The sequence below is a fragment of the Paenibacillus physcomitrellae genome (genome assembly GCF_002240225.1).
GTDB classification, from domain to species: domain Bacteria; phylum Bacillota; class Bacilli; order Paenibacillales; family Paenibacillaceae; genus Fontibacillus; species Fontibacillus physcomitrellae.
In genome coordinates this window covers 3,050,815-3,062,723 of the sequence record NZ_CP022584.1, presented here as the reverse complement: position 1 = coordinate 3,062,723, position 11,909 = coordinate 3,050,815, and the positions used below count along the sequence as shown (strand labels likewise).

Sequence of the window (11,909 nt, the reverse complement as noted above, 5' to 3'; positions counted from 1 at the left end):
TCCTATCGGAATCGGACGGAATTTGTCGAAAAGTTCGGTATTCAAAAAAAATTCCTGAATTTAGGGTAATTTGTTCGTTTAAAAAAGAGGAATTCGGATTGCAGTGTGGAATATTACACCAAGTCTCATTTGGAAAAAGGTGGTGAACACACATGCAAATTACGGACGTAAGACTCCGCCGAGTGAGCTCGGAAGGTAGAATGAAAGCAATTGCTTCCATTACAATTGACAATGAATTTGTGGTTCATGATATTCGTGTCATTGATGGAAACAACGGGATGTTTGTGGCTATGCCAAGCAAACGTACTCCGGATGGTGAATTCCGCGATATCGCGCATCCAATTTCTTCCGGGACACGTGAGAAGATCCAAGCTGCAGTGCTTGCCGAATACGAGCGAGCCGCGCTGGAGGAAGAAGTCATTGAAGAAGGAGCTTAACTAACCTTCTGCCGTTATTTTTTTAACTTAATTGGGGTTCAAGAGAAGAGGCCATGCATGGGGGTCTCTTTTCTTTTTATGCAGAATGAGATATATTCAGTATGGAGTTTTAAGAGAAGGAGGACGGGGACTTGAAAAGATTAGCCATTGTTCTTGCCGCAGGGCAGGGCAAGCGCATGAAATCGAAACTATATAAGGTGCTCCATCCTGTCTGTGGTAAACCTATGGTTGGACATGTGCTGGATGCCGTGGATAAAGTCAGCTGCGAGCGGAAAGTTGTTATCGTGGGCCACGGTGCGGAAGCCGTCAAGACCTATCTGGGAACAAAAGCAGAGTACGTATTACAAGAGCAGCAGCTGGGAACGGGTCACGCCGTGAAGCAGGCGAAAGAGCTCCTTGGAAGCGAGAACGGAACAACCGTTATCGTTTGCGGAGATACGCCGCTTGTGACGCCGGAAACACTTGAGGCTCTTTTCGTGCATCATGAACAAACGGGCGCGGCAGCAACCGTGCTTACAGCTTCCATAGATGAACCTCATGGCTACGGCCGCGTTATCCGCGATGAATCGGGCCATGTGAACCGGATCGTTGAGCAGAAGGATTGCTCCGAGGAGGAGAACCTTGTTAAGGAAATCAATACGGGCACGTATTGCTTCGACAACGCAAAGCTCTTTGATGCTCTTGACAAGGTTACGAATCACAATGCCCAGCAGGAGTATTATTTGACAGACGTGATCGGAATCCTGGTCTCGCAAGGTGAGAAAGCAGCCGCTTATATGACTGCGGATTATGCCGAATCAATCGGGGTTAACGATCGTGTGGCTCTTTCCGAAGCGGAAGGTTATATGCGCGTTCGCATTAACAAACGCCATATGATCGGTGGAGTGACCTTGATTGATCCAAGCTCCACTTATATCGGGGCAGATGTCGAAATTGGCGCCGATACGGTGATTTATCCGGGGACCGTCCTGAGCGGGAATACCAAAATCGGCGAGGATTGTGTCATTGGGCCGCAGACCCAGATTGAGAACAGTGTCATTCATAACGGTGCTTCAATCAAACAGTCCGTTCTGATCGAGGCCGAGGTGGGGGCATCCACTTCCGTTGGACCGTTTGCCTACCTTCGTCCCGGCAGTGTGCTTGGCCAAGAGGTTAAAGTCGGCGACTTTGTGGAGATCAAGAATGCCAAGCTTGGCAATGGTTCGAAGGTTTCGCATCTGAGCTATGTGGGCGATGCAACCGTAGGCGAGAATGTCAATATCGGCTGCGGTGCGATAACCGTGAACTACGATGGATATAATAAATCCATTACTGAAATTGGCGATGAAGCCTTTATCGGCAGCAACGTTAACTTGATTGCGCCGGTCAAGATCGGCAAGGGAGCTTATGTAGTAGCCGGATCGACCATCACCCAATCTGTGCCGGATAATGACTTGGCTATTGCCCGTCAGCGCCAGGAGAACAAACCCGGTTATGCTGATAAAATTCGGGCTCGCGCCAAAGCCAAGAAAGAAACACAAGATAAGAAGTAAGATAAGAAGCCATTTTTAGGTGGACGTCGCCTGCGTCGGAGCAGCTTTTGCAGTACTGATTTTTCTAATGACCTTACAAGATTGTAGACATGCAATCTATACAGCACGGAGGGTTTTTATTCTATGACTTATTTTGATTCGAAGTTGAAAATATTCACCTGTAACTCTAATCCCAAGCTGGCGCAGCAAATCGCGGATTATATCGGAATTCCCATGGGCGATTCCAACATAACCAGCTTCAGCGACGGCGAGATTCAGGTTAAGCTCTCCGAAAGCGTACGGGGCTCACACGTTTATGTTGTCCAATCCACCTGTGCCCCGGTTAACGACAATCTGATGGAGCTGCTGGTTATGGTTGATGCTCTTAAGCGTGCTTCAGCCAAAAGTATCAATGTCGTGATCCCTTATTACGGTTATGCCCGTCAAGACCGTAAAGCCCGTTCCCGTGACCCGATTACAGCAAAGCTCGTGGCGAACCTGATCGAGAAAGCTGGCGCACATCGCGTGATTACGATGGATCTCCATGCGATGCAGATCCAGGGCTTCTTCGATATTCCGGTTGACCATATGCTGGGTGTTCCAATTCTGGCCCAGTATTTCCGTTCCAAAAATATCGAAAATCCGGTTGTTGTTTCACCGGACCACGGCGGCGTGGTCAGAGCGCGCAAGCTGGCAGACTTCCTGAATGCTCCGCTTGCCATTATCGATAAACGCCGTCCGGAGCCTAACGTGAGTGAGGTCATGAACATCATCGGCCACATTGAAGGCAAAACCGCGATTCTGGTGGACGATATTATCGACACAGCCGGCACAATCGTGCTGGGTGCTAATGCGCTTAAAGAAGGCGGCGTGAAAGAGGTTTACGCCTGCTGTACCCATCCGGTGCTGTCCGGACCGGCTATGGAACGTCTGGAGAACTCGCCGCTTAAAGAAGTGGTGGTGACCGACACGATTCCGATCACGCATCCGAATCCGACCAGCAAGCTGAAGGTTCTTTCTGTAGCTCCGCTGATGGGCGAAGCCATTATCCGGGTTCACGAAGAACTGTCGATCAGCAAGCTGTTTGAAATCGAATAGAAGGCAGCAAACAGGGGCTAATCTTCCCCAGCGGGAGGATTAGCCCCTATATTGACGTGAGAAGACATTCTTGCTGCATGCCTGGCCATTCAATAACCCGGTCTTGAAATAAAAGTGAACATTTTCCGGTTATAAAGGGTGCCTTCCACTTCGGCAAAGAAACGGTCATAAGCCGTAATCCGGCCGATTTGTTCGTGCACGCCTTTGTAGTAAATCTGGACAGGAATAGCATGTTTAAGATGTTCATCGAAATGGGAATCTACAATAAGTTCTGAACCAAATGCTGACAGGATACGTCTTCACCTTCTTCTGAATCAAATGCCCATCTCCGGTTTGTTTTACTTATTGTACCAAACAATGAGCGGGGATTAACAGGTTTTCCCTGGGAGGATACGTTATCTGTTTAAGAAAGGATTGTAAAGCGATGAAATGGATCGTAGGACTCGGCAATCCGGGTTCCAAATATGAGAAGACACGTCATAATATCGGCTGGATGGCTTTGGATGCCTTGGCGGACCGTCATCAAATCGCGATCAAGCAGAGCAAATGCAAAGCGTTGATCGGCGAAGGCAAGATTGCCGGTACCAAAGTGTACCTGATTAAACCGATGACTTTTATGAATTTATCGGGAGAAGCTGTTCGAGCCTTCATGGATTATTATAAGGTTTCACTCGAGGATTTAATCGTCGTTTATGATGACCTGGACACGGAAGTAGGCAAGATCAGGCTACGTTATCAGGGCAGCTCCGGCGGCCATAACGGGATCAAATCGATCATTCAGCATACCGGTACTCAAACCTTTAACCGCGTTCGGATGGGCATTTCGAGACCTGAACCGGGATATGCCATTATTGACTACGTACTCGGTACCTTCCCTAAACAGGAATCGGAAGCGTTAAAGTCTTCGATTGAGCAGACGTGCGATGCGCTAGAGTTCAGTCTTCAGTCGACTTTCGAGCAAACGATGGCCAAATTTAACCGTTAAACCTATACGCAGACGGCTAGTAAGTAGTGTCTCCGGGCATAATGAAGGTATAAATGAACCTTCAGGAGGCATATAAATGGCAGTACATTACGTTTGTAGACACTGTAAAACCTCGATAGGGCGGATTGATTCCCCTTTCGTATCGGAAGGTCAGCTGGGCTTTACCGCCTTGACCCCCGAAGAACGTAGAGATATAATAGCGTATGATTCCAATGGGGATGTTACGGTGCGCGTTACGTGCGATTACTGTACGGAAGCGATGACGATGAACCCCGAATTGCTACTGGTGGCCAGCCCGCTGCAGTAGATAAGTCTGCCTGGTCCAAACGGTATGGCTTAGCGGAAGCTGATAGATAGGAGAGCTTCCGTTTAACCTTTAGAATTTGGAACAAATGCATGAATTCAGGAACGGTTGTTTATAGAGCCTTGGCCCTTTTGCTGAGGCTTATTTTGGTTAGTTATAAATAGAAAACTAAGAAGGCTGCTAACACGAGAGTATGAGTATGCCTATCACGGCTAATAAGAGAGGTGCGGCTTTTGTTACAAGCACTCATTAAGGCTTTTTCTAAAGATACCGACTTTGGATCGCTGACGGCCGGCATTGAAGCCGGAATGAAGGAGCAGCTCGTCTCGGGATTATCCGGTTCCTCCAGACAGATTATGCTGGCTGCCCTTCATGAACAGACGCAGCGGCCACTGCTCGTTGTGACCCATAATATGTTCTCAGCCCAGAAGATCGCAGATGATTTACAGGAAGCGCTATCATCCAATCAGGTGCTGCTTTATCCAGCTAACGAGCTGGTTGCTGCGGAATCGGCCATCTCAGGGCCAGAAACGCTGTCCCAGCGTATAGACGTGCTGCTGAAGGCCTCCCAAGGGTTCCGCGGCATTATTGTCGTGCCTTATTCGGGGGTACGTAAACTGCTCCCTGCACCGGAAGCGATGGCGGGAGCCGGAATCCAGGTCCAGTTAGGCGGTACCCTGCGGCTTGAAGCCTTCCTGACCAAGATGATTGAGCTTGGTTATGAACGTGTAGAGAGGGTGGAATCCCGCGGTGAGATGAGCGTACGGGGCGGCATCATCGATTTCTATCCGCTTATGTCCCCTACGGGTCTGGCTTATCGGATTGAGCTGTTTGATGAAGATGTTGATTCCATCCGGGTGTTTGACCCTGCCGACCAGCGGTCAGTGGAGCAGGTGAAGGACATCTTTATTACCCCGTGCAAAGAACTGATTGCTGATGCAGAGCGGTTGGAACGGGCTGCGGAGCAGGTGGACCGGAAGCTGTCCGCACAGCTGGAGAAAATGACGGACCGGCAGGCCAAAAGTCTCCTGCAGGGGGAAATCTCCCGCGAGATGGAGATGCTGCGCGAGCACGTTTATTTTGCAGATATTTATAAATATATTTCCTTGATCTATCCCGAACAGAAGACGTTATTTGATTATATGTCCGAAGATACGCTGCTCATCCTGGATGAGCCGGCCAGACTTCTGGAGACCGCCAAGCAGCTGGAGCGCGATGAAGCGGAGTGGAACCTGCATTTGTTCCAGAATGGAAAAAGCCTTCCGGAGCTTCCGCTGTCCGTCCACAGTGACAAGGTGCTGTATCACCGTCCTTTCCAGACGCTCTTCCTGTCGATCTTTCTGCGCCAGGTGCCGCATACGCAGCCGCAGAATATTCTGAACTTCGTAACCCGCGGGATGCAGGATTTCCATGGCCAGATGAACGTGCTTAAATCCGAAATGGAACGCTGGAAGAAGAGCGGAGCCGAAATTATTATGCTGGCCAGCACGGCCGAGCGGAAGGACCGGATGATTCGGGTGCTGGAGGATTACAGCATTCCCGAGCCGGCCATACTGCAAGGCAATCTGCAGACGGGCTTTGAGCTGCCGGCGGCCCACCTGGTTGTCATTACGGAAGGCGAGATGTTCTCCCAGAAGCAGCGGAAGGTCCGCAAGGGCGGCCGCAGTATGGACAATGCCGAGCGGATCAAGAGCTACACCGAGCTTAAGGTCGGCGATTACGTGGTTCACCAGAATCATGGCATCGGTAAGTATATGGGCATCGGTACGCTGGAGATTAATGGCATCCATAAGGATTACATGCACATTCTGTACGCCGGGGGCGACAAGCTTTCGGTACCGATCGACCAGATCGACTTGATCCAGAAATATGTCGGTTCAGAGGATAAGGAGCCGAAGGTTTATAAGCTGGGCGGCAACGAATGGACCCGGGTTAAAAATAAAGTCCGTTCCTCTGTGGAGGACATTGCGGACGATCTAATCAAGCTGTATGCCGAGAGACAGGCTACTTAAGGCTACGGCTTTGACAAAGATACGCCGGAGCAGCGGGAGTTCGAGAACATGTTCCCTTACGAGGAGACACGCGACCAGCTCCGGGCGATCGAAGAAATTAAAAAGGACATGGAGAAGACACGTCCGATGGACCGCCTGCTGTGCGGCGATGTGGGCTACGGCAAAACCGAAGTGGCTATTCGGGCTGCCTTCAAGGCAGCGATCGAAGGCAAGCAGGTTGCCATTCTGGTTCCGACCACCATTTTGGCTCAGCAGCATTATGAGACGTTCCGCGAACGTTTTGCCGATTATCCATTTAATATTCAGGTGCTCAGCCGATTCCGGAGCCGTAAAGAGCAGAACGAGACGATTAAAGGCGTTCGGGCGGGTACGGTGGATATCGTGATCGGAACCCACCGTCTATTATCCCAGGATCTTGTGTTTAAGGATCTTGGTTTGCTTATCGTGGACGAAGAGCAGCGTTTCGGCGTTACGCATAAAGAGAAGCTGAAGAAGCTCAAGGTGAACGTGGATGTGCTGACATTGACCGCAACGCCGATCCCGAGAACGCTGCATATGTCCATGCTGGGCGTACGCGATTTGTCGGTTATCGAAACGCCGCCGGAGAACCGTTTCCCTGTGCAGACCTATGTGGTCGAGCACAGCCAGGCTTTGGTGCGTGAAGCGATCGAACGCGAGCTGGCCCGGGGCGGACAGGTGTATTACCTGTACAACCGCGTACAGGGCATTCAGGAGATGGCCGCTCAAATTTCCGCTTTGGTCCCAGAGGCCAGAGTCGGCATCGGGCACGGGCAAATGTCAGAGCAGGAGCTGGAGAAGACCATTCTCGATTTCCTGGACGGAGAATATGACGTGCTCGTCAGCACCAGCATCATTGAGACCGGTGTAGACATTCCAAACGTCAATACGCTTATTGTGCATGATGCTGATAAAATGGGCTTGTCCCAGCTGTACCAGCTGAGAGGACGTGTAGGACGTTCCAACCGGATTGCCTACGCTTACTTCACTTACCAGCGGGACAAATCGCTCACCGAGGTCGCGGAGAAACGTCTCCAGTCGATCAAGGAATTTACCGAGCTGGGCTCGGGCTTCAAGATCGCCATGCGCGATTTGTCGATCCGCGGAGCAGGCAACCTGCTTGGAGCGGAACAGCACGGCTTTATCGCCTCTGTCGGTTTTGATCTTTATTCGCAGATGCTCGCTGAAGAAATTCAGAAGCGGAAAGTTACGATGCTTGGAGAAGAAGAACCGGAAGACAAGAAGTGGAACACCACGCTCGATCTGGCGATCGACGCTTATCTGCCGCCTGAATATATCTATGACAGCGTGCAGAAGATTGAAATTTACAAGAAAACCGCAGCCGTTACCACCTTTGAGGAAGTTTCGGAGCTTGCCGATGAGCTGCTGGACCGCTTTGGCGAGCCCCCGGCGGCAGTCAGCAATCTGCTTGCGGCCGCCCGCCTGAAGATTTATGGCAGGACTTATGGCATTGAGTCAATGAACCGGCGCGGTGATGACGTGATTCTGAAATTTTATCCGCAAAAAGTCAAGGATATGGCTCTTTCCAAGCTGGCGGAGGTTGGCAATCAGTATGGAAGACGTGTACAATTTACTCAAGGGCCTGATCTAGAAATTCACATCAAGGCCAAAGGAATGGACGACAAGGAGATGCTTGAACTGCTTGAGAAGTTCCTGGGCTCTTTACAACCGGTATTCAAATCGAAAGGGGAACTACAAGATGTTGCAAAATAAGAGGCGTTCCTGGAAAATCGCGTTTATTGCTCTGGTAGCCGTACTGAGCTTTTCCGTGGTATTGGCAGGATGCAGTAAGAAGGACGAAGCAAGCAATACACCAGGAAGCTCGAACAGCTCCGCGAACGGCGGAAGTACGGCAGACAGCAGCAAAGTGGTCGCTACTTACGACGGCGGCGAGATTACGGAAGGCGAATACGACCTGGAACAGCGGATTATGTTGATTCTTTCCCCTGAGATGGAGCAATACGCGTCCAATAATGATTTCCGTGAATATTTGCTGAAGCAGGAAATCGCATATAAGTACCTGGCCTCCAAAGCCGAAGATAAAGAGAAGGAAGCAGGCGCTAAACTGGCCGATACCCAGCTCTCGCAGTTCAAGACGCAGCTTGGAGACGAAGCCTTCGCGAACATGCTGAAGGAACAAAATGTGACTGAGCAGCAATTTAAGGATTACATGGTCCGTATCTTCACTGTTGTACAAGCCGAAACGTCAAAAGTGACGGATGATGAAGTGAAGAAGCAGTTTGAATCCACTAAAGACGATTATACAGTTGCGTCTGTACGCCATATTTTGATTACTTTCCAAGATGCCGAAGGTCAAGAACGTTCGAAAGAAGACGCTCTGAAGCTGGCTAAAGAAGTTAAAGCAAAGCTGGATGCGGACGGCGGCAAGAACTTTGCCGATCTCGCGAAGCAGTATTCGGAAGATCCGGGCTCCAAGGATAACGGCGGTCTTTATGCCGATACTCAAGTCAGCACCTGGGTGGATGAGTTCAAGCAGGCGGCGCTGACGCTTCCGCTTAATACGATCAGCGATCCTGTTGAAACCAGCTACGGCTACCATGTGATGCGCGTAGAATCCCGCCAGGCCAAAACATATGAGGATTTGACGGCTGAGCAGAAGGATACCATCAAGAATACAATCGGCTCTCAGAAGCTGGACGAGTTCATGTCCGGCGATCTGGAGAACAAAATTATCAAGAAAATCGACCTGCCTAAAGTGGCTGATCCAGCTGCCAGCGCTGACGCTGGAAGCGGAACAAGCGCTTCGGAAGCGCCTGCTGAGAGCGCAGCTCCGGAAGTGCCGGCTTCTCCGGCTCCGTCGAAGTAATATAGGTCCAGGTAACAAAGGACAGGCTTTAAACGTATATTTGTTATCCCGAATTCGAAAGGACGATACCCTTGAACTGTACCCTTTGTCAAGGACACTTGTAAAAAAGGGACTTGTGGTTTTAAGCCGCAGATAAAAGATGATTCCTGTACTGTACAGGAGTCATCTTTTTACGTCCCCATTGATATCTGTGGTTGTTGTAATACTGTATGTATCGGTTTACTTCCTGTTTGAGGCTCTCGAAGGTTGTACAGCTATGGTGATCCACATGGTCTTTGAGATGACCAAAGAAAGACTCCTGCGGAGCGTTATCCCAACAGTTACCGCGTCTGGACATCGACTGGCCAAGCTTGTACTTCTTGAGCAGCTTTTGAAAGGCTGGGCTTGTATAGTGGCTGCCCTGGTCGGAATGGATAAAAGCTCCTTTAGGCAGTTTAAGCCGCTTTTGCTTCATCAACTTTTCTACGGTATCAGCTGCTAAATCCAGCGTCATTCGGTCCGAGAGATGTTGAGCCAAAACTTCGCCTGTGGAAGCATCCAGTAAGGTGGATAAATAGGCCATTTGGGAAGATCCATAAGGTAGATAGGTGATGTCCGTGAGCAGGGCGAGACCGGGGATTTCTTTTCGGAAATCTCTTTGCAAAAGATTGGGCACGGTCCGGTGCTCCTGAGTGGCTTTGGCCATTCGTTTGTAGGGATTGGGTTTCCGGTGAGGACAGACGATATTGAATTTTTTCATGAGTCTGCGAATCCGTTTGAGGTTATACACAATGCCAAACTCATTCTCTAAGGTCATCTTGATGGAGCGAGCTCCTTTCTTGAAACCTCGGCGATCAAAGGCTTTCTTCACCCACTTTACGCTTTCCTCATCTTTTTGAGCTCGTTTGATGCGTACATCCGCGGTTTGCAGGTAATGATAGTAGCCAGATCTTGAGACCCCTAGGAGCTCACAAAAATACCGGGTCATCCGCTTAAATCCCTGGTTCATTGCTTGATGAATCCATTCAAATCTATGACTTTCGCTTGGATTGTTTTTCTCTAAGCATAGCCTCCTTTCGTTCTTGTCGAACTTTTTTAGCAAGTCAATCTGCGACTCGAGAAGTTTGATTTTCGCTTCTTGTTTGGCCATGATTTCAGCAGGTGTAAGCTCTCTTTGCCGTGGACGTCCTGAAGCCCCTCTTCTGGAGTCGGTGAGTCCGATAATCCCATCCCGTTCGTAGGCCTTCTTCCAACGATCTGCGCACTGCTCCACCCGCGTCATGCCGATGAGAGACACGTCAAATCCAGCCGTCTCAAAGATTTCTCTAGGTGTTTTCCCTGACAGATACTGATCGATGAAAAGGCGTTTAAATTCATCTGTGTATGTTAATGATTTTTCGCTAACCTTAGCGATATATAGATTTTTAGATAAAGCCTTGCGCTCTGCTTGGTTAAAATGTTTCTTACTCATGTCATCCCCTCCATTGCCTCTTCCAGTATACAAAAAGTACCCATAGCCCAGACACCTTTTTTTCAAAGTGTCCAGTCTATGGGTACCAGTTTACCCTGTTGGTATCGTCCTTTTTTGTCATCCTGGAGAGACATTACCGATTATCAGGCTGATGAATAAGGAAATGGGAACAGATGAATACTATGGTCAAGAATTTAACCAAACTTGGAACTTCTAATGAGCCGGTAAGACGTCAAAAAACAGGCTCCCTGCACAGGGCGGCGAATTGGCTGGATACCGGAAGCGTTCGGGCGTCCTGAAGTTATGGTCTGTATTTACTCAAAAACAAATAGCACCCCGGTGCGTTTGCTAAAGCTTCACGTCTACACAGTAGTCCAATACTTCTTAAGAAAGCGAGGCAACATGTTATGAAAGCTACTGGTATAGTGCGCCGCATTGATGATCTCGGAAGGGTGGTTATTCCTAAGGAAATCCGCCGGACCCTCAGGATTCGTGAAGGAGATCCGCTGGAAATCTTTGTGGATCGGGATGGAGAAGTGATTTTGAAGAAATATTCACCGATTGGTGAACTCGGCGATTTTGCCAAAGAATATGCAGAATCCCTATATGAAAGCACAGGCCATATTACGCTTATTTCAGACCGGGACACGCTCATTGCGGTTGCGGGGGCGTCCAAGAAGGAATACTTGGACAAACAGGTAGGGATGCTGCTCGAGAACTGCATGGACGGCCGCAAATCAGTCATCGAAACCAATACGGGTACTTATGAAATCAGCAAAGATCATGCCGAGAAAGTCTCCACCTTTGTCGTCGCTCCAATTATAGCGGGCGGGGACCCGATTGGAACCGTCGTACTGCTCAATAAAGATGAATCCGTAAAAATGTCTCAGCTGGAGACGAAAATGGCCGAAACAGCTGCGGGCTTCCTCGCGAAGCAAATGGAGCAGTAGGAGGCTTGCATGTAACGAGATAGCTCCTGCCCGTTTTCCTGTAAAGGAAGAACCGGATGCGGGAGCTTTTGTATGCCCGGGGAACTATTGCATGGCTGAGAACCTTTTGTACGCAGAGGCACCCTTTTCATACCAGAGAAACTATTGATGCCTGAGTAACCTTTTGCCTGCCCGCAAAACCTTTTATAATGGACATTGGCATTCATGAACACAATTGTACTCTATGAACAAGAAACCATTATAAGAGGCGGACGGCTTAGCTCACATCAGGGTGCCGGACCGTACGGGGAAGAGGA

8 protein-coding genes and 1 pseudogene are annotated in these 11,909 nt (G+C 49.5%); 8 read left to right on the top strand and 1 reads right to left on the bottom strand.

Going from position 1 to position 11,909, the window contains the following annotated elements; genetic code table 11:
• The first annotated feature begins 152 nt into the window (after positions 1-152).
• From spoVG to CBE73_RS13870, 7 genes and pseudogenes are all read left to right on the top strand, one after another.
• On the top strand, positions 153-437 hold the full coding sequence (gene spoVG / locus CBE73_RS13905) for a septation regulator SpoVG (protein ID WP_094094706.1): 285 nt from the start codon (positions 153-155) through the stop codon (positions 435-437).
• 131 nt (positions 438-568) lie between these two features.
• A complete protein-coding gene (gene glmU / locus CBE73_RS13900; RefSeq protein ID WP_094094705.1) occupies positions 569-1,969 on the top strand; it encodes a bifunctional UDP-N-acetylglucosamine diphosphorylase/glucosamine-1-phosphate N-acetyltransferase GlmU in 1,401 nt (466 codons plus the stop codon).
• Between the two features lie 123 nt (positions 1,970-2,092).
• Positions 2,093-3,046, top strand: coding sequence for a ribose-phosphate diphosphokinase (locus CBE73_RS13895; protein WP_094094704.1), 954 nt, complete (start codon positions 2,093-2,095; stop codon positions 3,044-3,046).
• A 424-nt stretch (positions 3,047-3,470) separates the two neighbouring features.
• Complete coding sequence (pth, locus tag CBE73_RS13885; protein ID WP_094094702.1) at positions 3,471-4,031, top strand: aminoacyl-tRNA hydrolase; 561 nt, start codon at positions 3,471-3,473, stop codon at positions 4,029-4,031.
• Between the two features lie 76 nt (positions 4,032-4,107).
• A complete protein-coding gene (gene fin, locus CBE73_RS13880; RefSeq protein WP_094094701.1) occupies positions 4,108-4,338 on the top strand; it encodes an anti-sigma-F factor Fin in 231 nt (76 codons plus the stop codon).
• Between the two features lie 230 nt (positions 4,339-4,568).
• Positions 4,569-8,099: pseudogene (gene mfd, locus CBE73_RS13875) on the top strand (transcription-repair coupling factor).
• Positions 8,086-9,213 carry a peptidylprolyl isomerase gene (locus CBE73_RS13870; RefSeq protein WP_174704731.1) on the top strand — a complete coding sequence of 376 codons (1,128 nt, stop codon included), beginning with the start codon at positions 8,086-8,088 and terminating at the stop codon, positions 9,211-9,213. Before mfd ends, CBE73_RS13870 begins: the two are co-directional and overlap by 14 nt.
• Positions 9,214-9,334: 121 nt before the next feature.
• On the opposite strand, the gene CBE73_RS13865 is transcribed toward CBE73_RS13870, so the two are convergent.
• Entirely contained in the window at positions 9,335-10,663 is a 1,329-nt protein-coding gene (locus CBE73_RS13865; RefSeq protein ID WP_094094700.1) for an IS3 family transposase, read from the bottom strand.
• 407 nt (positions 10,664-11,070) lie between these two features.
• Between CBE73_RS13865 and spoVT the strand changes: the two genes are divergently transcribed.
• Complete coding sequence (spoVT, locus tag CBE73_RS13860) at positions 11,071-11,613, top strand: stage V sporulation protein T (protein WP_094094699.1); 543 nt, start codon at positions 11,071-11,073, stop codon at positions 11,611-11,613.
• Positions 11,614-11,909 lie beyond the last annotated feature (296 nt).

What these genes read in the sequence shown, in the direction of transcription:
- spoVG (WP_094094706.1), top strand. Translation starts at nt 153, where the DNA reads ATGCAAATTACGGACGTAAGACTCCGCCGAGTGAGCTCGGAAGGTAGA.
- CBE73_RS13870 (WP_174704731.1), top strand. Translation starts at nt 8,086, where the DNA reads ATGTTGCAAAATAAGAGGCGTTCCTGGAAAATCGCGTTTATTGCTCTG.
- CBE73_RS13895 (WP_094094704.1), top strand. Translation starts at nt 2,093, where the DNA reads ATGACTTATTTTGATTCGAAGTTGAAAATATTCACCTGTAACTCTAAT.
- fin (WP_094094701.1), top strand. Translation starts at nt 4,108, where the DNA reads ATGGCAGTACATTACGTTTGTAGACACTGTAAAACCTCGATAGGGCGG.
- CBE73_RS13865 (WP_094094700.1), bottom strand. Translation starts at nt 10,663, where the DNA reads ATGAGTAAGAAACATTTTAACCAAGCAGAGCGCAAGGCTTTATCTAAA.
- pth (WP_094094702.1), top strand. Translation starts at nt 3,471, where the DNA reads ATGAAATGGATCGTAGGACTCGGCAATCCGGGTTCCAAATATGAGAAG.
- spoVT (WP_094094699.1), top strand. Translation starts at nt 11,071, where the DNA reads ATGAAAGCTACTGGTATAGTGCGCCGCATTGATGATCTCGGAAGGGTG.